A 20,334-nucleotide genomic window follows, 5' to 3' on the forward strand; every position below is an offset into this window, starting at 1 on the left:
AAATCGAGACGTCAATAGCCAGTAATCGAGAACCTCATGAGTGATCTACCAAATAATATAGACAATGATATTTTGCAGGACCCTGACAATCAAAATGACGATAGTATTGATATTGCTCAATTACGAACACCTATAAAGGTAGATTTGTCCCCTATCTATGCATTCTTAGGTAGTCGAACCACGCAAAGTTGGGTAGACGCTGCCATCACGAACTTACCACTTATCATTCAAGACCATGCCAACTGCGAAAAAAAAGCGGCAGGGACTGCAATGAACTTGTTGTTTCGCTACGAGTTTTCTTATGATTTACAGCGTAAATTGGCACAGCTAATACGTGAGGAGATGCTGCACTACGAGCAAGTACTGGGCATTATGAATGAGCGTGGTCAAGACTGGATATATCTTAGTGCTGGCCGTTATGCTAAAGGTCTGTTAAAGCATAAACGTACCTATGAGCCAGCTGCTATGGTAGACGTATTGATCATTGGCGCATTTATAGAAGCGCGCTCTTGTGAGCGTTTTGCTGCTCTTGCTGAGGTCATTAACGATGCGCGTTTGGCCAAATACTATCGTTATTTACTTAAATCAGAAAGCCGTCACTTCGAGGACTATCTGGCCCTCGCACAGTCATTGTGTGATGATAATATTGATGAGCGTGTGACATTATTTAGAGACGTAGAAGCAGAGTTAATATCTAGTCCAGACACTGAGCTACGCTTTCATAGCGGTGTACCGATACAATAACGGCCTATAAAATATAGTCCTATAGATATAGCAAAAAGGTACTAGCGCTGATCAAAGTTGTCACTTGATTGGCGATAGTACCTTTTTACTTTGGCCTATTATTTACTTGCTTTACCTTTATAGCTTGTAAAAAAGACGCTATTTGTCATCTTCCATGAGTGGACTATCGTATTGCTTGGCATCTTTTGCAATATGGTGCGGATCATGATCCTCACTCTTTCGCTCAGCAGCAGCTGGATTCGCTTTTTGCAGCGCATCGTGAGGTACGATACCTTTATTGTCGTCTGCATCTTTTAACTCGTAGTCTTTGTTAACATCGTTATCTTTGGGAGTACTCATTAGTCTTCCTTTTTATTATGAACATCTAAGTTATATCCAGACCACTATATGTAGCACTTGTAAATATAATCAATACCAAATAAAATCGATACGTTGTAACGTAATGCGCAACTGGTGTCTCGTTTTTATAGCGAATTGACTATACAACGAGTATTGCCAATTATCATTGCACTCATTGTCAGTTTTTATCGAATTGAATTCTTTTCATCTGGATTTAAAGTACGAGATTGCGCATTGGCAATACTCGCATAGCGGTTTTCATCAGTGACCTCTTCGCTTTTAGGCGCTGTACTGCCAACTGTTTCTTCATTAACATTTTCATCAAATGCTGTACTGCCTTCTTGATCACGTCGATCAGGCTGGCGCGCTGGGTTATCACCATCATTTACATGCTCTGAGTGAACCACTTCTTCACCAAAGGTATCAGTCCCTTTATTGACTGAGGTAGTGGCCTCAATTTCATCACGACTGTCATGAAATTCTTTTTCGTTAGCCTTGGCTGATTCTTCTGCCAATGGCTGATTGTTCATATTATCGCTGTCTAAATCATTACGCTCTACATCGTTATTACGTAAATCAGTATTAACTGAATTATCATCTGTCATGAGCGTCTTTGTCAGTGCAGGATCTTTCGTTTCCATGAGCTTTTCCTTATATCTTTATTATAAATACATTAAATCGGTCAAACGATAATTGTAGACCTAATAGTGATTTACGGATTATTCTTTTGACTTAAATCGTAAGCGTTTAGGTCACCGACGTTCTTGCCTCCTGGGGGCAGATCCTCTTCCTTACGAGGATCGACATATACTTCATCTGTTTCTTGAGACGCTTGCTCTGGCCCATCTATATTTGGCTCATGCTTACGCCCTTCATAACTGTCTTTAGGATTCTCAGAACGGGCGGTCGCAGGATCATTCATCGGCACTGCTTCTTCGTTGTTTGGATCAGTATTGTTTGGCATGAAATGTCCCTTATATTTACAATTTAAAAATATCCTTAAGCTACCAAGGTTATAGCACTTATATGATTATGCCTTTAAAACGCAAATTATTTGTCAGTACGTAGCTCATCTTCGATAAAGGGAGTCCGTTCCTCTTCACTCAGTTCTTCGGCAGTATTCGAGTGAGAGGTATTTTTTAAGTTGTTATCAATCTGTTGGCTATCTACCTGTTCTGCAGCTTGCTTAATGTCTGAAACATCTTTGCTCGTGTCACTCATAGTCAGCTCCTACTTTTATGATGAGATTATAAATTTTATTATTAATGTATGAAGTTATTAATTTACAAAGTTGTCTTTATTGTTCAGTATTACAACGATTATATGTCCCATATTAGTGATAGCACTAGTGTACTGCCGTATCAATGTGTGAATAAATGTGATATTAAAAGACAGTTTGTAACCTTCGTCAGTGGACGATTGATATAATTTAACTATTTAATTATTCATATCTTATGTAATTTGGCGGAACTCACGACACGCGCTAGTAAAATTTGCTACCATGTATTTTTAAAAACCACATATCTTTAAAAAAGTGACTCATCGTTTATTGTCTAGGTAATCAAATTATGGCCAAAAATGCCCTACAAGCTCAACTATTAAAAGCTGGCTTGGTTGATAGCAAAAAAGCTAAAAAATTGAGTAAACAGTCTCAACACGCCAAACGTACCGGTGACGCGTCAAATATTGAGACCAAAAAAGCATTGGCAGAAGCCCAAGCAAAAAAGATAGAAAAAGATCAGAAGCTTAATCAAGAAAAACAGCAGATTTTAGAACAAAAAACGTTGCATGCTAATATCATTCAAATGATTAAACAACATCAAATCAAAGAGACGGTCACGGGTACGGAAAATGACGTTAGCTATCAATTCGTTGATCAGTCTAAAATAAAAAAGATCCATGTTACCCAAAAACTGTATGACCAAATAGTGGCTGGTCATGTGGTCATTGCGCGACTAGAAGAGGGATATGCGCTACTTCCCCGCCCGTTAGCAGATCGTATAGATGCCAAATTGGAAGGGTTTATCGTCGTGTCCAACGACAAGTCAGACACTGAGCTGGATGATGACGACCCTTATGCAGCCTATGTGATCCCAGATGATCTGATGTGGTAGGGATGGTTAGGTTTTTTCATCAACGTGATTGATGGTTTTTAATAAATGCTCTTGAGCAATGTGCTGTGGCTCGTCTGCTGCTGGCTGGACTTGCTCCCAGCGTCCGCTGCCGTCAAGCGTCCATGCTTGTACGTTGTCTTGTAGATAGCTTTGTAAACCGTCTTGATAAATTTGAGCAAATATTTTTTTGTCTTCAATAGGGAACGCAACTTCGACCCGGTGGAATAAGTTGCGATCCATCCAGTCTGCACTGCCACAATACATCCGCTCATTACCCGCATTATAAAAGTAGTAGATGCGGGTATGCTCTAAAAAGCGTCCGATAACTGAGCGCACCGTGATATTTTCAGACAGCCCTTGTACTTGCGGACGCAGACAACACATGGACCGTAAGATCAGCTCAATCTTAACCCCTGCTTGCGACGCATCGTATAGCTTACCTATCAAACGACGTTCGGTCAGAGCATTGGCTTTGACAATGATATGCGCACGCTTGCCTGCTTTGGCATGAATGATTTCATCATCAATAAAGCTCATCAACTTTTCATGCAAAGTAAAAGGGGCATGTAACAACTTTTTGAGATTGGCAGGTTTGCCCATCCCCGTCAGCTCCTGAAATATCTTGTGCACATCTTCTGAGATATCAGCGTCAGCGGTAAACAAACCGTAGTCCGTATAGACCTTAGCATTAGCGGCATGGTAGTTACCCGTCCCTAGATGCACATAACGACGGATTTTGTCCTCTTCACGGCGTATGATGAGCATCAGCTTGGCATGAGTTTTGTAGCCGACGATACCATAGACCACGACGGCCCCTGCTTCTTGCAAATAATTGGCAACCGCAATGTTGGATGCCTCATCAAAACGTGCCCGCAACTCGATGATGGCAGTCACTTCTTTACCGTTACGAGCAGCAGCTGCGAGGGCTTGTACGATTTCTGAATTGGTACCTGAGCGATACAAAGTCTGTTTAATCGCTAAGACTTTTGGATCGCTGGCAGCTTGCCACAATAAGTTCACCACAGGCGAGAACGCATGAAAAGGATGATGTACTAGGACATCACTTTTACGCATGGCAGCGAACATACTCGTCGCCTTTTCAAGTTTGTCCGCCTCCCTACGAAAAGCCTTTGGCAAGACATGGGTAAACGGCTGATAACGCAGCGCTGGAATATTAAAATCAAAGAGCAGGCGCGTTAGGTTTACTGGTCCATTGACGCGGTACAATTGATTGTCATGTAACTCAAATTCATTGAGCAAATAATCACTGATGGGCGTTGGGCAATCGGTGGTGACTTCAAGCCGCACTTTGTCGCCAAAACGGCGGTTTTCAAGCTCACCCTCAAGCGCTTTAGCGATATCTTCGACATCATCTGCCAAGTCCAAATCTGCATTGCGCGTCAGCCGAAACTGATGACAACCTGTCACATTCATCCCAGGGAATAGCTCTCCAATATGCTCATGAATAATAGCAGAGAGCATGACATGGTGCTCTTTACCGCCAGTCAGCTCATCAGGCAGCCGAATGACACGCGGCAGACTACGCGGCGCAGGGACAATGGCTAGGTTAATATCGCGACCAAAGGCATCTTTGCCTTCTAACGTTGCGATAAAGTTTAGGCTCTTATTAACCAGTCGCGGAAACGGATGGGCAGGATCAATACTAATGGGCGTTAGTACTGGCGATACTTGCTCCGTAAAATAACGCTTCATCCAAGCCGATTGCTCTGCATTTAATTCATCACGTTTTAAATAGCGGATATCTTCTTTGGCAAGGGCTGGTAAGATATCTTCATTAAGAATACGATACTGCTCATTAATAGCCTCGTGTGCAATGGCTGATATCTCATTCAATACCTCGCTCGGACGCATGCCATGAGCGCTCGTTGAGACATCTCCGATGTTGAGCTTTTGCATGATACCGGCGACACGAATCTCAAAAAACTCATCAATGTTTGATGAAAAAATAATCAAGAAAAATAAGCGCTCAAGTAATGGATGTCGCGGGCTTGCCGCTTGTGCTAACACTCGTAGATGAAACTGTAATAAAGACAAGTCGCGATTGATATAACTACTGGGTGAGTAGCTGCCGTCTTCTGAGCGTTGCCAAGCTATTTGAGTAAGACTGTGAGCTTGTGTTCGATCAAGCTTATCGATATTGTCGCGTTCTATAGTCACGTTTGATGCATGGTTGGCAGTGCTCATATCGCAGTCCTTTATAGTTATTTATGGTGGCTAAACCTTTATGTGAGCAGGCTTTGTTATTGTCAGCAAGCTTCATCATTGATAATCAGACTTTGCTTTTATCAAGCTATGCTACTTGCGGCAAGACCGCATTTTTCATACGTTTTTTGATGATTCGCTGCTTGTTACGTAAGCGTCTATCGCCTTGATTGTCTTCATAGTATTTGGGATTGGTCAACATACTGATGAGTAATGCTGACTCATCGCGATTCAGGTTGGCAGCGGATTTATCAAAATAGTGCTGCGCTGCGGCCTCAATACCGTAAATACCGTTACCAAACTCTGCCACATTTAGATACGCGGTCAAAATACGCTGCTTATCCCATAAGCTCTCTATCATAACAGTGACGATTGCTTCCTCGCCTTTACGAATATAGGAGCGATGCGAGGTCAAAAACAAGTTCTTTGCCAGTTGCTGACTGATCGTTGAGCCGCCAGCGGACATCTTACCTGTCTCTTCGTTTTTTTTGCGTGCCGCCTCTATACCTTTGAGATCAAAACCATTGTGCTGACTAAATGTCGAATCTTCGCTGACAATCGCTGCTTGTTTGGCAGATTTGGCAATGTCATCATAATCTACCCAAGTTTGCGTCACTGCGCCGCCTGTGAGTCGATGGGTTAGCATAAACATACTGTTATTGACTGGCTGCGTTTTCCAAATCAATAGTAAACCTGCCACCAGTACATGGAACGCTACCACCAACAACATCAGCGCCAGTAATAATCGTTTAATAAACTTGCCAAAACTCGCCATGCGCAAAATATCCAAATAATGAGAAATAATAAAAGTTGTCAGCTATTGATTAGTAGCAAGCTATCTTACCTAATCTCACAATCGCTGTCATTACTTACCCTTTTTCTTTATTATGTGTTGATTGCTAAAACATATTATGGTTGATGATCACGTTTAGAATAAGTCGTTTGTGACAAGTATAAAGCTAAGCGAGTAATTAAGAGAGTAATTATGCATAACGATCGCCCTATACAGGTATTGCGTGCGCGCATTATTGAAGCGAGCCCAAATCTCGACCATGCTAAAAACTTTGATAACTGGTGGTTACTGGGTACCTCTGGCTGCCATCTATGTGATGTCGCTGAGCAATTGATAAAGCGCTTTCAGGCGGTACAACCTATTGAGTATCGGCATGTTGATATTGCAGATTTTCCTGAGGACTTGATGATGGAGTTTGCCACCAGCATTCCAGTAATTTTGACATCATCAAAACGATTAGACTATCCATTTTCAGTCATGGATTTGCAACAGTTACTTACCTATAAATGATTTATTCCAATTAACAACACTAATAACTGTAACTTTATCATCAGATCTTATGGATGAGAGAACTATGAAAGATTTAAAAAAAATAACAGAAGTCGAAGATTTGCGCCGAGTCGCTGAACGTAAAGTACCGCGTATGTTTTATGATTATGTCGATTCAGGCTCATGGACTGAAACCACTTACCGTAATAATGAAAGCGACTTTGACCGTATTAAGCTGCGCCAACGAGTGCTGGTCAATATGGAAGGACGCTCGCTTGCAACCAATATGATAGGCACGCCGGCGTCAATGCCAGTAGCTATTGCCCCAACTGGGTTTACTGGCATGATGTGGGCGGATGGTGAGATTCATGCAGCGCGCGCAGCAGAAAAATTTGGTGTGCCGTTTTCCCTATCGACCATGAGTATTTGCTCTATCGAAGATATCGCTGAAAACACCAATGCACCGTTTTGGTTTCAGCTCTATGTTATGCGTGATCAAGAATATGTGTCCAATCTCATTCAACGTGCCAAAGATGCCAATTGCTCAGCACTCATATTAACGGCTGATTTACAAGTGCTTGGTCAGCGCCATAAAGACATCAAAAACGGCTTATCTGCGCCGCCCAGACCTACTTTCGCCAATATCGTCAATCTCATGACCAAACCGCAATGGTGTATGAATATGCTGGGGACCAAACGTCATACTTTTGGCAATATCGTCGGTCATGCTAAAGGTGTGGACGATCTGTCGTCTCTAACCGCTTGGACAGAAGAGCAGTTTGATCCACGCTTAAGCTGGGATGATGTGGCGCGAATTAAAGACATGTGGGGCGGCAAGCTGATTATCAAAGGTATTATGGAGCCTGAAGACGCTATCATGGCGGCTCGTAGCGGCGCGGATGCATTGGTGGTCTCAAACCATGGTGGCCGTCAATTAGATGGTGCACTCTCTTCCATCGCTGCGCTTGCAGATATCGTACAAGCGGTTCGTGCCGAAAACAGTAATATCGAGGTGTGGCTCGACAGTGGTATTCGTTCTGGTCAAGACGTCCTAAAAGCTATATCACTGGGTGCAACAGGCACCATGATTGGGCGCGCATTCTTGTATGGCCTTGGTGCTTATGGTGAAGATGGAGTGCGCCGCGCCCTTGAGATCATCTATAAAGAATGTGATATCAGCATGGCATTTTGCGGTCATACTAATATTAATCAGGTGGCTGACGATATTTTAGTCAAAGGCACTTATGAGCAACTCAAATCATCTCAGCCTTATATCTCACCGTTACGCTGGTAGCGCTTAGCTTCGTATACTCACCATTTTATTCATCATTTTTAATTGATACTTCGTTTTATGACCATACAGCAATTGTTAAAGACCGCGCCCGTTAGCACCTTATTATTAGTCAGTTTCATTGGACTGTTTATCGTGCAAGTGTTAACGGGTGTTGATGCCAATAATCCCTCGACGCAAGCGCTGCTAAGCTGGGGCGCTAATGCACTGCCATTAACCATGGTTGATGATCCGTGGCGGCTGGTAAGTAGTGCGTTTTTGCACATTGGCCTGATGCATTTACTGTTTAATGGGTTTGCCATGTACTTTTTTGGTCAAGTTGCAGAGCCGATGTTTGGCTCAGCCAAATTTTTGGCGTTATTTTTGCTGTCGGCCATCGGTGGTAATTTGCTAAACAATTACGTGACGTGGCAAGGTATTTTGGATGGTACAGGACAACCGGGTCTATCAGCTGGGGCCTCTGGTGGTATCATGGGTATCGGCGCTGCACTCTTGATAGCCGCGCTATTTAAAATATCTGTTAACGGTATGGTTCTCAATTTAAGAAGCCTAGTATTTATTATGGGTATTAATCTTGTGTATGGTTTTGCGGTACCGGGTATTGATAACGCCGGTCACATTGGTGGGGCTATTACTGGACTGCTTATCGCCTTTGGATTTGCGCTTGCTCATCGTCAACGTATAACTTCATCAATGGCACCGATGACCTACTCTCATACTTATGACGTGCCTGAGTATGGCGATACTCAGGATACAAATACTGTCTATCCTGCTACCGCTGATCCTATAAATACTACTATCAATCATGAACCATCTGGCAGCTACTCTGTCTTGCTAGAGACTCCTACTAAACCTGCGCTGATATGGCAGCTACTTCCATGGCTTATAATGCTACTTATTAGCGCAGGTTTTATTTGGTGGTGGCAGGATATTCATCAGCAAATATTACAAGTACTAAAAACCATTGAGTAAACTGTCATACTTATTTATTATTGCTAGATAGCTCACAAAAGCAGCAGATTAATATAGTTTGCCCTACTCGCTTTTTTCTATCCGATCATTTTCACTCACTAACGAGATTCCATTATGTTCAAAATTGCAGCACTTTCTAATAACACTAAACAAGTTTTGCTTAGTACTTTAACAGCGACTGCATTACTTAGTGTGGCTAGCTTGACCAGTGCAGCTCCTTTTAAGAATCTACCTGCCGACCAAGACGCTGAACTAAGCGTTGGGGTCAATGTCATGGCGGCAAACTCAGCTTATGACTTGGATGACAATACCGAAGTACGTGTATTGCCAGGCGTTTTTTATGATAACAATAAGATTTATGCACGCGGTGCTCAAGCTGGTGCGTATATCATCAATGATGGGACCAACCAGCTATCGGCTTATACACAGCTGGCGGGCAGTGAGTTTGATCCTGATGACGCCAATGGGGCGCTTCAAGGTCTTGATAAACGTAAAGCTTCAGCCGCTGCGGGTCTCACTTATTTACGCCGTACACCTATCGGTGGCTTGCGTGGGCAAATCGCCACTGACGTCTTAGATCGTAGTGATGGTACATTTGGCCGCTTAACTTACCTTGCCAAATATAGTAAAAATAAGCTGACGGTCTATCCAAGTATCGGTATTGAGTGGAATAACGAAGACTACAATGAATATTATTATGGTGTCAGCGATGAAGAATCAGCACGTACTGGGGTTGACTCATACTCACCTGACTCAAGCTTTAACCCCTACATCAATATCAGTGCCAACTATGACTTTAATGAGCGCTGGGCAGGCTTCGCCAATCAGAGCTTAAGCTATCTATCGGATGAGCAATACGACAGCCCAATGGTTGACTCGCGCACTGAGTCTCGTACGACGCTCGGTTTGCTTTATAAGTTTTAGAGTTTTAAAAATGTAATAGAAAAAGCCGAGCATTTTGCTTGGCTTTTTTATTGTGTTAATTCTTTGATATGAGACACTAGCCTGTATAGTTCGTACAAAATAAAAGTGTCATGTACTTTATCTGGATGCGAGGTTGATAGAAATTTTCTTGCTTGCTGTACCTACGCAGACAGAGGCTGCAAAAATTTATATCAACCTTGCCGTAACATTCTTAGAGTAAATGAACTATAAGATAAACTCCAGATTTGATTTTATATACAGGGTTGCACCATTATGATCCGCTCTACCCTTTGGATGATTGGCGCACTCACCTCATTTTGTTTAATGGCCATTGGTGCTCGTGAGCTGAATAACGAAATCAGTGTTTTTCAGATTTTATTCTTCCGAAGTATCGTCGGCCTATTGGTACTATTGCCAATCATACTGTTATTGAAGAAGGCACGTTTCTCATTTCCCACACGTATCAAACTACACCTAGTAAGGAATTTATTTCATTTCGCGGGACAATATGGCTGGTTCTTAGGCATAGGACTACTGCCCTTAGCGACCGTTTTTGCTATTGAATTCACCGTCCCTTTTTGGACGATAATCATCTCGTATCTCTTTTTAAAAGAATCTATCACGGTAAAAAAAGTTATTGCCGTACTGTTAGGCATACTGGGAATAATAGTCATCGTTCAACCTAGCCTAGATGTCGCTCACTATGCGTCATTGATCGTGTTGGGCGCCGCCATCTGTTATGCCTTTTCTCATGTGGCCACAAAATCATTATCTAACACAGATAGCCCAATCACGATTATTTTTATGATGTGTTTGATACAAGCGCCTTTAGGATTGCTGTTATTGATAGACGGGTGGACGACGCCAGTCGGTATTCAGTGGCTATGGCTTATAATTATAGGTGTAACGGCGCTATCGGCACATTATTGTATGACCAAAGCCATGCAATACGCAGAGGTGACATTCGTCGTGACTATGGATTTATTTAGATTACCGCTCATCTCAATCATTGGTGTGCTTTTATATTCTGAGAGTTTTAGCGTTGCCTTATTGATTGGAATCATGCTCATCGTGGCCGGTAATTCGTTAAATATATATTCTAGAACAGTAGATAAAGATAGTATTGCTTGATTGGGAAGTTAAGCATACTCAATAGGCTCGATATCGTCTAAGAAATCAAGATCATCAGTCTCGGCCAAACGTAGCTCATAAGTAGATTGTAAGTTTAACCAAAACTGAGCGCTACCACCAAAATACTTGGCTAAACGCAGGGCAGTGTCTGCTGTAATGCCATGCTTCTCACGTATTATTTCATTAATACGTGCAGGAGTAACACCGAGTTTATTGACTAGGCTATTTGCACTCATACCCAGCGGCTTAAGAAAGTCCTCGCGTAATACTTCACCTGGGTGAATAGGTCGCATACCATTTTTAGTCATAGTGTTTTCTCTCTATCTAACTCTCTAGCAGCGACTGACTTAAATATTACATAGTTAATCACATATTCTAATATCTTAACTTGAAGATGGTAGTTTTTTTATTAGCTTAATTTAGAGTTATTGTCTTTTTTAGCAACATTTTTACCCTTGTCAATTAGGTTGAACTGCTTTGGTATCTTCTTGAAGAACTTGTAACTAATTAAATCAATAGGAATTAATATTAATATTATAATCGTCATTAGTGGCATCAAACTGAAAAGAATAAACTTACCTACGATATTGAAATCTTTTGGGTAGCCGTCAAAATATTTGCGAAATACAACTCGTCCTACATACTTAGTAATACGTAGATCTTCCATCTCTTCAGCTGGCTCTATTGGCAAAGCTCCTTTAAGAGTACCTGTTAGATGTACTCCTTGTTCATTACTGCCACTGTGATAAAAAATTACAATAGCTCCGTCCCCATAATCTAAAAATTCAAATTCAATTGTTATCTTATTATCAACAATATCTAGCTTTATTGAGTTAGATTTCTTAGCTGGCATTTCGATAACTGCATTATAGACTCTAACATTTTTTGGCAACTCAACTCTTAATCTATCAGACTTTACTATATCATTAAAATCGATAGTAGCTTTTCCATTGTTCCAAAAGGAGAGTTTGGTTAGTGTTAATACTTCAACACTTTCTTCACCATATTTAATAGTTAAATTTTCGATTGAAGAAGTGGAGTTCTCTATAAGCTCATAACTTTTAGCAATAAAAACCAACTTTTTCTCTTTTTTACTTCTTATGTATAAACTGATTGATATTAGTACGCTTACCACTGCAATAATCAAAAACATCAGGTTAGTTAAGATTCCTCCATCTAACAATCTTTGTAACCAACTCATAAATATCCTTGTATAACAAATGAAATATAATTTAATAAGTTGTCAATTATTACACAACATTCCTCTTTTCGGATAGATATTACATATAAACATTAGTTAATTTTCATAGGTTGTTTTGGAAGAACAATATTCAATAACTTATCAACTCAAAGTAGTTGGGTGTCGCAAGCTCCACACCAACCTACGAATTAAGTATTCTCAAGCTTTGTAAAATATTAAAGCTTTAACTACGATAAATATAAGCAAAAACAAGATGTTGCCGCTAGCCCTGATTGAAGCGGTATCCTGCTGGTTTGGGTGAGTTGCGGAAGCTAGGTTTTGGAGTGGCTCGCGGAGCAGGAGACACTACAAACCGTAGCTACCGCCTCAACCAGACTAGTAGATACAAGCGCAAAGCAGGATTGGCTCCAAAAATTTATAACCAAAAAAAAGACCTTTTCACTTCAAGTGATAAGGTCTTTTTATTCGAGTATACAGCGGCGGGTTACGCTTTCGCTAACCCACCCTACTCGCTACGTAGCCCTTATATTTAAGGACTACGCAGTTCGACAGTATTCAAGCGTCAATGTGGTTAAGCATTACTTTTTAAATACTCTAACATAGTGTCTGCATCTGACACTTCAAAGGGGTCGATTGGGCAGTTGTCGCCAAAATCAGGTTCCTTAAACACTTTTTTAATGGCTTTATTGTCAACAAGCATCGAATAACGCCATGAGCGCATACCAAAGCCGAGATTACTCTTATCAACAAGCATACCCATTTTACGAGTGAACTCACCATTACCATCAGGCAGCAAAAATACGTTTTCGCGGTTTTGCTTGAGACCCCATTGGTACATGACAAAGGCATCATTGACAGAAACGCACACGATTTCATCTACGCCCAACGCCTTAAACTCATCATAAAGCGCTTCATAACGAGGCAGATGGCTGGTTGAACACGTTGGCGTAAAGGCACCTGGTAGCGAGAACACAACTACTTTTTTATTGGCAAATAACTCATCGGTGGTTAGGTCATACCATGTGAATGGGTTATCTCCGCCGATAGATTCATCACGAACACGAGTTTTAAAAGTCACATCAGGTACATGGGTAATCATTATTTACTCCTATTTAGGTTATTGTCTTTTTATTTATCCAGATAAACTTTACATTAAGAAGGATGCACCATATCAGCTGGCGTCACCCACTCATCAAACTGTGCTTCGGTCATTAGATCTAATTCAACCGCGACTTGCTTCAAGGTTTTGTTTTCTTTATAAGCGGTCTTCGCGATTTTTGCCGCATTTTCATAACCGACATGACGGTTCAATGCGGTAACCAGCATGAGCGAGTTATGCAAGAAGTCATCGATTTTGTCTTTGACTGGCTCAATACCAACGGCGCAATTATCGTTAAAGCTGTTGCACGCATCGCCCAATAGTTGGATAGATTGCAATAGGTTAAAAGCGATAACCGGCTTATAAACGTTGAGCTCGAAGTTACCTGACGCGCCAGCCATACTGATCGTCGTGTCGTTACCCATCACTTGAGCGACAACCATCGTCATTGCTTCTGACTGAGTTGGGTTTACTTTGCCTGGCATGATAGAGGAGCCTGGCTCGTTCTCTGGAATCGTCAACTCACCTAAACCACAGCGAGGACCTGATGCGAGCCAACGTACGTCGTTAGCAATTTTGTTCAAGCTACCCGCTAGAGTTTTGAGTGCACCTGAAGCAAATACTTCGGCATCACGCGCCGCTAGCGCTTCAAATTTATTCGGTGAAGTCACAAATGGCAGACCAGTCAAGGTTGATAACTGCTCAGCTGCTTTTACTGCATAATCAGGATGGGCGTTTAGACCTGTACCAACCGCCGTACCGCCTAGTGGCAACTCATATAGACCCTGTAGTGCGTTGTCGATACGAGTCAACGAATGGTCAAGTTGGCTGACATAGCCGCTGAACTCTTGACCTAGGGTCAAAGGTGTGGCGTCTTGCAGGTGCGTACGACCAATTTTAACAATGCTATCGAATTCTTTGGCTTTGGCATCTAGCGTATCGCGTAATGCTTTTACCGCTGGGATAAGCAAGCTATTGATTTGACGCGCGGCAGCCACACGAATCGCTGTTGGGAAGCTGTCGTTGGTAGACTGTGCATGGTTGACATGGTCATTTGGGTGAATCGGCGCGTAGCTACCACGCTCAGAACCAGCGATTTCGTTGGCACGGTTGGCGAGTACTTCGTTCATGTTCATGTTTGACTGCGTACCAGAACCCGTCTGCCATACGACTAATGGAAACTGATCCGTTAGACCACCGTTGATGATCTCGTCAGCGGCTTGCACGATTAGGTCGCGCTTATCACCTTCGATACGCTCAAGACCTGCGTTGGTAATCGCAGCGGCTTTTTTGACTAAAGCCATCGCTTCAATCATCGGACGTGGCAAGGTCTCGCCACCGATTTTGAAGTTTTCGCGGCTACGCTGGGTTTGCGCGCCCCAATAAGCATCAGCTGGGACTTCCACGTTGCCCATAGTGTCTTTTTCGGTACGAGTTGCCTGATTCTGTGTCGACATAACTACCCTCTTTGATGGTTTGTTGTATAGCTGCTTTGAAAAAAGTGCAAAATACGCTGCACATAAAGGAGAATACGTTTTAAAGTGCCGTTATGATAGCATGACTTATGACAAATTTCTCCAAGTCCATAAGTCTAACTGGCGCCTAAAAGTATCAACTACCATCAAATCAATACATTACCGAATAGTATATCTATGCATCCTAAATCCAAAGATATTGAATCGAAACAGTCTAAACCTAGCAATCCACCGAGACGGCAATTTACCCGCCAACGTCGCCAGTTAACAGATGGCGAGCGTAGACAATACGCGCGCTTGGCAAGCTTGCACTTAATCAAGTTGCAACAGCGCTTGCCTCCACATGCCCGTATTGGCTTATATTATGATGGCTTTGGTGAGCTGCCGACTCAGCCACTACTCACTTGGTGCGTGCGCTTAGGCTATCTACCTTATTTGCCAGTCGTTGGTTCGTTTGGTCGTGATGCTACAGGCAATATTGATAAACACCTGCGCTTTGTGCCGATTTATCATTCCAAATTGGTAAACGTGCCGACACGGATTCACAGCTTGGGTATGAAACAAAACCATCATCGCAGGCTACTTTGGGCGCGCGAATTAGATGTGATTATTTGTCCGCTTGTGGCGGTAGACTTAAATGGCAATCGTATGGGCATGGGCGGCGGATTTTATGATACGACGCTTGGTAAAAGCTATCGCTCAGGCTCGAAAAAACCGTTAAAAATTGGCTGGTGCTATGATTTTCAGGTGGTAGAACTTCTCGAACGTCAACCATGGGATGTTCCGTTAGATGGCTTAATTACGCCAAGTGGCATAAGGTGGTTTAAACCGAATAATGTCGCAAAGGCTAACGACAGTGCTGAGAAAAAATCTTCTAGCGCTGATACGGTTGATACGTACTTAAAAGCATTAGGAAGTGATGACGCTAGGGAAATTCTGTACTACAGTCAAGAACAGGTGTTTAGCGGTGATGAGTTGGCAAGGGTGATTAATGAGAAACGCTTAAACGAGTTGCTGGCTGACAGTGATGCTTTTTTGAATAGCTTAAGTGGTGAGATTGAGGATTTTGATGAGGACTCTGATAATAAAAGTGAGTAATATCTAGGGTATGCCTCGCGCACCGATAGTGGAAGTTGATGTCTTTTTCGGTGCGCTTTTTAAAATATTTGATGCTGGTTTAAAAATCCAGCCTACATTAAATTTTAGCCAAACACCCTTCGCCTACAACACCATCGCCGCAATCCAACCAAATACCAACAATGGAATATTATAATGCAAAAAGGTTGGTACCACGCTGTCCTTGATATGGTCATGCTGTCCATCGATATTTAGACCAGAGGTTGGACCAAGGGTCGAATCTGACGCTGGCGAGCCCGCATCACCAAGCGCCCCAGCCGTACCAATAATCGCAACGGTGGCGAGCGGCGAAAACCCTAGAGAGATACACAGCGGTACATAAATCGCGGCGATAATCGGAATAGTCGAGAATGACGAGCCGATACCCATCGTCACCACCAAGCCAATACCCAGCATGACCAAGGCAGCAATGGCTTTGTTGCCCGCAAAAAAGTTAGTCGCGCCATCGATGAGCGGTGCAATCTCACCTGTTGCTTTCATGACTTCGGCAAAACCCTGCGCGGTAATCATGATAAAGCCAATCATCGCCATCAGTTTGATACCATCATTAAACACTGTATCGGCATCACGCCACTTGACCACGCCTGTCGCCATAAAGACCCCAAAGCCAAACATTGAGCCGAGCAACAGCGAGTCCGTATAAAGCTGCACTACAAAAGCAGTCACAATAGCAGCCAAAGCGACCAGCGTTTTTAACTTACTTTGCGCCTTGGCACCAGCGGTTGTTTTGCTTAGCTCATCACCTTCTAACCCTTCGCTTTGGATAGCGGCATCGCGAGCTTCTTTATCGATAGCGACTTGTTGATACTGACGCGGCTTACGGTAGCTGATAAAGACTGCTGTCAACAAACCGATGAACATACCTAACGCGGGTATCGCCATTGCTTGAATGACAGAAATGTTAGCGATATCTATACCTGCTTCACCGACGTTTTTTAGCATGATTTGATTGAGATAAATATCACCAAAACCATAGGGGATAAACATATAGGTGGTGACCAAACCAAAGGTCAGCAAACAAGCTATGAGCCGTCGATCAATTTGCATGCGATTAAAGGCGAGTAATAACGGCGGCACAAGCAACGGAATAAAGGCGATGTGGATAGGAATTAAGTTTTGACTAAAGCAGCTCATGACGATTAAGCCTGCAAACAGCATATACTTAATCATGCCACCAGTGCCCGCCGCGTCAATGCGTTTGATAACTGTCCCTGCTAATGACTGCGGCAAACCAGAGTGAGCTATCGCTACCGCAAAAGCACCCAGTAACGCATAAGACAGGGCGATTTGTGCGCCATTACGGATGCCTTCTTGAAAGGCCTCTAAAGTATCGGTAATACCAAGACCTGCGATGAGTCCACCTGCCAGCGCTCCGATTAATAAACTTAGCACCACATGCACGCGCGCAAGTGACAGACCAAGCATAATGACTACTGCCAATAATACTGCGTTAATTGCCATGTATGGCCCCTTTTGCTCTTTGCTTTAGCCTGATAAAGACTGGTTATATCTTAAAACCTACAAATCTATACACCTTGTAAATAACACTCTAGTACCTCAAACGCTCTACTTTAGACAGTATGGTTTTAGACGGGCGTCAGTTTACCTGATTTTACAAGTAAAACCTATGCTCATAATGAAGGAGATATTCACTAAAGAAGAAATGAGTAAGCGGTATTATCTGTGTTTAAGTAAGAGAATTTGCCTTAGTTTTACATGGTTATTGATGTCTTGATTTTATTTAGCATTGACTATAGTAAGGCCTTGCAATTTTTTATGGGGACTCCATTTATCTAAACATGAACCACGAACTTGACTTTACAAGTCTGGTTAACGAGGAAAAATATATGAGTGAACATAATATTGATAAAGATAACATCGACATCGATGTATCATCTGCTATTGACCATGATAACGAAACAGATAACTCATCTGTAGATGAGTTGAGCGCGTCATCTGACGTTGTCAAAGACGATAGTGCTGAAGACTATTTGCCACTGCTGGCTCTTAGAGATGTGGTGGTCTATCCGCACATGCAAATCGCCCTATTCGTCGGTCGTGCACCATCCGTGCAAGCGGTTGAGCTGGCGCAAGCTGAATATGGTAATAAAGTATTGGTCGTGGCACAAAAAGACTCATTGACCGAAGATATCGATCAGGACAACTTATACCAATACGGTACGGTGTGTCGCATCGTCAGCACGATGCCACATGATAGCGATGAGGATTGCATTAAAGTCCTTATCGAAGGTCAATATCGTGCGCGTGTCGATACCATCCAAAGTCATGACCATGTCTTGATGGCAAGCTTTGAGCGCGCTGATCTTGATGTACAAATGGATGAGAGCCAACAAAAAAACACCATTCAAGCTTTAACCAGCTTGTTTGAAAGCTACGCTGATGCACGCTTACGTAATGCTCGTGAGCTTACTCGTGTCGCGAAGCGCATTGATGACTTGCTTGAGTTGGTATATTTCATCTCAACTCGCGTATCGATGGATCTTGATGTCAAGCAGTCGTTTTTAGAAAATAATGACATCAAAGCTCACATCAATACCTTGACTGAATATTTGGTTAAGCAAAGTGCCGAGCAGAATATCGAACAAGATATTCAAGATGCGGTACGTCAGCAAATGGAAGACAATCAGCGCGAGTACTTCTTAAACGAAAAAATGAAAGCCATCAAAAACGAGCTGTCTGACATGAATGACGGCGCGTTTGATGGCGATGATGATGTCGCGGAGCTTGAGAAGCGCCTAGAAGATGCTGACTTACCTGATGATGTCCGTAAGAAGGCGGAGCAAGAGTTTAAAAAGCTTAAGATGATGCCACCTGCATCGAGTGAGTCATCGGTTGTACGTAACTATATTGAATGGATTTTGGACACGCCGTGGAATGCGACCACTAAAGTCTCTATCAATCTAGAAAAAGCTAAGACCACGCTTGATGAAGACCACTATGGCTTGCAAGATGTAAAAGATCGTATCTTAGAATACTTAGCGGTCCAATCGCGCGTGAAAAAATTGCGCGGTCCGATTCTTTGTCTCGTGGGTCCTCCTGGTGTGGGTAAAACCTCATTGGGTGAATCGATTGCGCGAGCAACAGGGCGTAAGTTTGTGCGTATGGCACTAGGCGGCGTCCGTGATGAAGCTGAAATCCGTGGTCATCGCCGTACTTATATCGGTGCAATGCCAGGTAAAATCGTCCAGTCTTTAGCCAAAGTAGAGGTGAAAAACCCGCTATTCTTGCTAGATGAAGTCGATAAAATGGCCCAAGATTTCCGTGGTGATCCAGCATCAGCGCTATTGGAAGTACTAGATCCATCACAAAATGATAAGTTTAACGACCATTATTTGGACATGGACTTAGACTTATCACAAGTGATGTTTATCTGTACGGCTAACAGCATGGATATCCCGCCTGCCCTTCTTGACCGGATGGAAGTCATTCGTCTACCAGGTTATACCGAAGAAGAAAAAGTCAATATCGCGCAGAAATATCTTGTGCCAAAAGCGATTAAGCAAAATGGTCTTAAAGAAGGCGAGATTGAAATTGTCGAAGCAGCGTTGCACAGCATCGTGCGTAGCTATACTCGCGAAGCAGGTGTACGTAACCTTGAGCGTGAAGTTAATAAAATCTGCCGTAAAGTCGTACGCGGTTCAGTTGAAAGTCATGGCGCACGTGCTCCGAAAAAAGATGAGCGTCAACTGGTCGTAGTCGATGACAAAAACATCGATGACTATCTAGGCGTGCATCAATACGATTATGGATTGGCCGAAAAAGACCCTGAAATTGGTCGTATCACTGGTCTTGCTTGGACACAAGTCGGTGGTGAGTTATTAACCATCGAAGCGGTAGCCATGAAAGGCAAAGGTGAGCTTAGCTTCACAGGCTCACTAGGTGATGTGATGAAAGAGTCTATTCGCGCTGCCATGAGTGTCGTTCGTGCTCGCGGTGATAGCTTAGGTATTGACTATGAGACTGTCAAAACCACTGACGTTCACGTGCATATGCCAGAGGGTGCGACCCCAAAAGATGGTCCATCTGCAGGTGGAGCGCTGACAACCGCCCTGGTCTCTGCTTTGACTGGTATTGCCATTCGTCCAGATATTGCGATGACAGGTGAGATTACACTGCGCGGCAAAATCTTGCGCATCGGTGGTCTTAAAGAAAAACTGCTCGCAGCCCATCGCGGCGGTATCAAGCACGTATTAATTCCAGCGAGTAACGAGCGCGACTTGGCTGATATCCCTGACAATGTGAAAGAAGGCTTAACCATTCAGCCTGTAGCGACAATTGATGAGATATTAAAGGTTGCCTTGGTCAGTATGCCAACGCCACTAAAACCTGCAAAAGTGACCGTTGATAAAACGGCAGGTAAAGCGCTGCACAATTAAGCTGT

General features: G+C 42.9%; 20 protein-coding genes. 9 read left to right on the top strand and 11 right to left on the bottom strand.

Annotated features, from left to right (window positions below; translation table 11 throughout):
* Positions 1 to 36: 36 nt before the first annotated feature.
* Positions 37 to 744: a tRNA-(ms[2]io[6]A)-hydroxylase gene (locus Q0890_RS02345; protein WP_299217081.1), complete on the top strand. Its 708-nt coding sequence runs from the start codon at positions 37 to 39 to the stop codon at positions 742 to 744.
* A gap of 138 nt (positions 745 to 882) precedes the next feature.
* Here the strand turns inward: Q0890_RS02345 and Q0890_RS02350 are convergent, their stop codons facing one another.
* The 4 genes from Q0890_RS02350 to Q0890_RS02365 form a co-directional block, all read right to left on the bottom strand.
* Positions 883 to 1,083: a hypothetical protein gene (locus Q0890_RS02350; RefSeq protein WP_299217084.1), complete on the bottom strand. Its 201-nt coding sequence runs from the start codon at positions 1,081 to 1,083 to the stop codon at positions 883 to 885.
* A gap of 185 nt (positions 1,084 to 1,268) precedes the next feature.
* Entirely contained in the window at positions 1,269 to 1,724 is a 456-nt protein-coding gene (locus Q0890_RS02355) for a hypothetical protein (RefSeq protein WP_299217087.1), read from the bottom strand.
* Positions 1,725 to 1,795: 71 nt separating this feature from the next.
* Positions 1,796 to 2,047 (bottom strand): hypothetical protein, encoded by a 252-nt coding sequence (locus Q0890_RS02360; RefSeq protein ID WP_299217090.1) that lies wholly within the window; start codon positions 2,045 to 2,047, stop codon positions 1,796 to 1,798.
* An 86-nt stretch (positions 2,048 to 2,133) separates the two neighbouring features.
* Positions 2,134 to 2,304 carry a hypothetical protein gene (locus Q0890_RS02365; RefSeq protein ID WP_299217093.1) on the bottom strand — a complete coding sequence of 57 codons (171 nt, stop codon included), beginning with the start codon at positions 2,302 to 2,304 and terminating at the stop codon, positions 2,134 to 2,136.
* Positions 2,305 to 2,651: 347 nt separating this feature from the next.
* Here Q0890_RS02365 and Q0890_RS02370 point away from each other — a divergent pair, with 347 nt between their 5' ends.
* Positions 2,652 to 3,197: a DUF2058 domain-containing protein gene (locus Q0890_RS02370; RefSeq protein ID WP_299217096.1), complete on the top strand. Its 546-nt coding sequence runs from the start codon at positions 2,652 to 2,654 to the stop codon at positions 3,195 to 3,197.
* Positions 3,198 to 3,203: 6 nt separating this feature from the next.
* Here Q0890_RS02370 and ppk1 read toward each other — a convergent pair whose 3' ends face one another.
* Together ppk1 and mtgA are read right to left on the bottom strand one after the other, a co-directional pair.
* On the bottom strand, positions 3,204 to 5,402 hold the full coding sequence (ppk1, locus tag Q0890_RS02375) for a polyphosphate kinase 1 (protein WP_299217099.1): 2,199 nt from the start codon (positions 5,400 to 5,402) through the stop codon (positions 3,204 to 3,206).
* Positions 5,403 to 5,508: 106 nt separating this feature from the next.
* Positions 5,509 to 6,195 (bottom strand): monofunctional biosynthetic peptidoglycan transglycosylase, encoded by a 687-nt coding sequence (gene mtgA, locus Q0890_RS02380; RefSeq protein ID WP_299217102.1) that lies wholly within the window; start codon positions 6,193 to 6,195, stop codon positions 5,509 to 5,511.
* Positions 6,196 to 6,405: 210 nt separating this feature from the next.
* On the opposite strand from mtgA, the gene Q0890_RS02385 reads away from it, so the two are divergent.
* From Q0890_RS02385 to Q0890_RS02405, 5 genes are all read left to right on the top strand, one after another.
* Positions 6,406 to 6,723, top strand: a complete 318-nt coding sequence (locus Q0890_RS02385; protein ID WP_299217105.1) for a glutaredoxin family protein — start codon at positions 6,406 to 6,408, stop codon at positions 6,721 to 6,723.
* 64 nt (positions 6,724 to 6,787) lie between these two features.
* Positions 6,788 to 7,996 carry an alpha-hydroxy acid oxidase gene (locus tag Q0890_RS02390; protein ID WP_299217107.1) on the top strand — a complete coding sequence of 403 codons (1,209 nt, stop codon included), beginning with the start codon at positions 6,788 to 6,790 and terminating at the stop codon, positions 7,994 to 7,996.
* A gap of 57 nt (positions 7,997 to 8,053) precedes the next feature.
* Positions 8,054 to 8,965: a rhomboid family intramembrane serine protease gene (locus Q0890_RS02395; protein WP_299217110.1), complete on the top strand. Its 912-nt coding sequence runs from the start codon at positions 8,054 to 8,056 to the stop codon at positions 8,963 to 8,965.
* A 114-nt stretch (positions 8,966 to 9,079) separates the two neighbouring features.
* A complete protein-coding gene (locus Q0890_RS02400; RefSeq protein ID WP_299217113.1) occupies positions 9,080 to 9,889 on the top strand; it encodes a MipA/OmpV family protein in 810 nt (269 codons plus the stop codon).
* Positions 9,890 to 10,162: 273 nt separating this feature from the next.
* Positions 10,163 to 11,020: a DMT family transporter gene (locus Q0890_RS02405; protein WP_299217116.1), complete on the top strand. Its 858-nt coding sequence runs from the start codon at positions 10,163 to 10,165 to the stop codon at positions 11,018 to 11,020.
* An 8-nt stretch (positions 11,021 to 11,028) separates the two neighbouring features.
* On the opposite strand, the gene Q0890_RS02410 is transcribed toward Q0890_RS02405, so the two are convergent.
* From Q0890_RS02410 to fumC, 4 genes are all read right to left on the bottom strand, one after another.
* The gene (locus Q0890_RS02410) at positions 11,029 to 11,328 is read right to left on the bottom strand and encodes a HigA family addiction module antitoxin (RefSeq protein WP_299217119.1); all 300 of its coding nucleotides are present in this window, start codon (positions 11,326 to 11,328) and stop codon (positions 11,029 to 11,031) included.
* Between the two features lie 101 nt (positions 11,329 to 11,429).
* Positions 11,430 to 12,221 carry a hypothetical protein gene (locus Q0890_RS02415; RefSeq protein ID WP_299217122.1) on the bottom strand — a complete coding sequence of 264 codons (792 nt, stop codon included), beginning with the start codon at positions 12,219 to 12,221 and terminating at the stop codon, positions 11,430 to 11,432.
* A gap of 571 nt (positions 12,222 to 12,792) precedes the next feature.
* Positions 12,793 to 13,320: a peroxiredoxin gene (locus Q0890_RS02420; protein WP_299217125.1), complete on the bottom strand. Its 528-nt coding sequence runs from the start codon at positions 13,318 to 13,320 to the stop codon at positions 12,793 to 12,795.
* Positions 13,321 to 13,373: 53 nt separating this feature from the next.
* Entirely contained in the window at positions 13,374 to 14,777 is a 1,404-nt protein-coding gene (gene fumC, locus Q0890_RS02425; protein WP_299217127.1) for a class II fumarate hydratase, read from the bottom strand.
* A 195-nt stretch (positions 14,778 to 14,972) separates the two neighbouring features.
* Between fumC and Q0890_RS02430 the strand changes: the two genes are divergently transcribed.
* Complete coding sequence (locus Q0890_RS02430) at positions 14,973 to 15,893, top strand: 5-formyltetrahydrofolate cyclo-ligase (RefSeq protein WP_299217130.1); 921 nt, start codon at positions 14,973 to 14,975, stop codon at positions 15,891 to 15,893.
* Positions 15,894 to 16,016: 123 nt separating this feature from the next.
* Here Q0890_RS02430 and Q0890_RS02435 read toward each other — a convergent pair whose 3' ends face one another.
* Complete coding sequence (locus Q0890_RS02435; protein WP_299217133.1) at positions 16,017 to 17,393, bottom strand: Na+/H+ antiporter NhaC family protein; 1,377 nt, start codon at positions 17,391 to 17,393, stop codon at positions 16,017 to 16,019.
* A gap of 386 nt (positions 17,394 to 17,779) precedes the next feature.
* On the opposite strand from Q0890_RS02435, the gene lon reads away from it, so the two are divergent.
* Positions 17,780 to 20,329, top strand: a complete 2,550-nt coding sequence (gene lon / locus Q0890_RS02440; RefSeq protein ID WP_299217136.1) for an endopeptidase La — start codon at positions 17,780 to 17,782, stop codon at positions 20,327 to 20,329.
* Positions 20,330 to 20,334 lie beyond the last annotated feature (5 nt).

Origin of the sequence: uncultured Psychrobacter sp., from assembly GCF_947488565.1 — a bacterium.
GTDB lineage: Bacteria > Pseudomonadota > Gammaproteobacteria > Pseudomonadales > Moraxellaceae > Psychrobacter > Psychrobacter saeujeotis.

Excerpts from the sequence above, each read along its gene's own strand:
- Q0890_RS02345 (WP_299217081.1), top strand. The coding sequence starts at position 37 with ATGAGTGATCTACCAAATAATATAGACAATGATATTTTGCAGGACCCT.
- Q0890_RS02385 (WP_299217105.1), top strand. The coding sequence starts at position 6,406 with ATGCATAACGATCGCCCTATACAGGTATTGCGTGCGCGCATTATTGAA.
- Q0890_RS02365 (WP_299217093.1), bottom strand. The coding sequence starts at position 2,304 with ATGAGTGACACGAGCAAAGATGTTTCAGACATTAAGCAAGCTGCAGAA.
- Q0890_RS02420 (WP_299217125.1), bottom strand. The coding sequence starts at position 13,320 with ATGATTACCCATGTACCTGATGTGACTTTTAAAACTCGTGTTCGTGAT.
- Q0890_RS02360 (WP_299217090.1), bottom strand. The coding sequence starts at position 2,047 with ATGCCAAACAATACTGATCCAAACAACGAAGAAGCAGTGCCGATGAAT.
- Q0890_RS02350 (WP_299217084.1), bottom strand. The coding sequence starts at position 1,083 with ATGAGTACTCCCAAAGATAACGATGTTAACAAAGACTACGAGTTAAAA.
- fumC (WP_299217127.1), bottom strand. The coding sequence starts at position 14,777 with ATGTCGACACAGAATCAGGCAACTCGTACCGAAAAAGACACTATGGGC.
- Q0890_RS02435 (WP_299217133.1), bottom strand. The coding sequence starts at position 17,393 with ATGGCAATTAACGCAGTATTATTGGCAGTAGTCATTATGCTTGGTCTG.
- Q0890_RS02400 (WP_299217113.1), top strand. The coding sequence starts at position 9,080 with ATGTTCAAAATTGCAGCACTTTCTAATAACACTAAACAAGTTTTGCTT.
- Q0890_RS02430 (WP_299217130.1), top strand. The coding sequence starts at position 14,973 with ATGCATCCTAAATCCAAAGATATTGAATCGAAACAGTCTAAACCTAGC.
- Q0890_RS02355 (WP_299217087.1), bottom strand. The coding sequence starts at position 1,724 with ATGGAAACGAAAGATCCTGCACTGACAAAGACGCTCATGACAGATGAT.
- Q0890_RS02415 (WP_299217122.1), bottom strand. The coding sequence starts at position 12,221 with ATGAGTTGGTTACAAAGATTGTTAGATGGAGGAATCTTAACTAACCTG.
- Q0890_RS02405 (WP_299217116.1), top strand. The coding sequence starts at position 10,163 with ATGATCCGCTCTACCCTTTGGATGATTGGCGCACTCACCTCATTTTGT.
- lon (WP_299217136.1), top strand. The coding sequence starts at position 17,780 with ATGAGTGAACATAATATTGATAAAGATAACATCGACATCGATGTATCA.
- Q0890_RS02370 (WP_299217096.1), top strand. The coding sequence starts at position 2,652 with ATGGCCAAAAATGCCCTACAAGCTCAACTATTAAAAGCTGGCTTGGTT.
- Q0890_RS02410 (WP_299217119.1), bottom strand. The coding sequence starts at position 11,328 with ATGACTAAAAATGGTATGCGACCTATTCACCCAGGTGAAGTATTACGC.
- ppk1 (WP_299217099.1), bottom strand. The coding sequence starts at position 5,402 with ATGAGCACTGCCAACCATGCATCAAACGTGACTATAGAACGCGACAAT.
- Q0890_RS02395 (WP_299217110.1), top strand. The coding sequence starts at position 8,054 with ATGACCATACAGCAATTGTTAAAGACCGCGCCCGTTAGCACCTTATTA.
- mtgA (WP_299217102.1), bottom strand. The coding sequence starts at position 6,195 with ATGGCGAGTTTTGGCAAGTTTATTAAACGATTATTACTGGCGCTGATG.
- Q0890_RS02390 (WP_299217107.1), top strand. The coding sequence starts at position 6,788 with ATGAAAGATTTAAAAAAAATAACAGAAGTCGAAGATTTGCGCCGAGTC.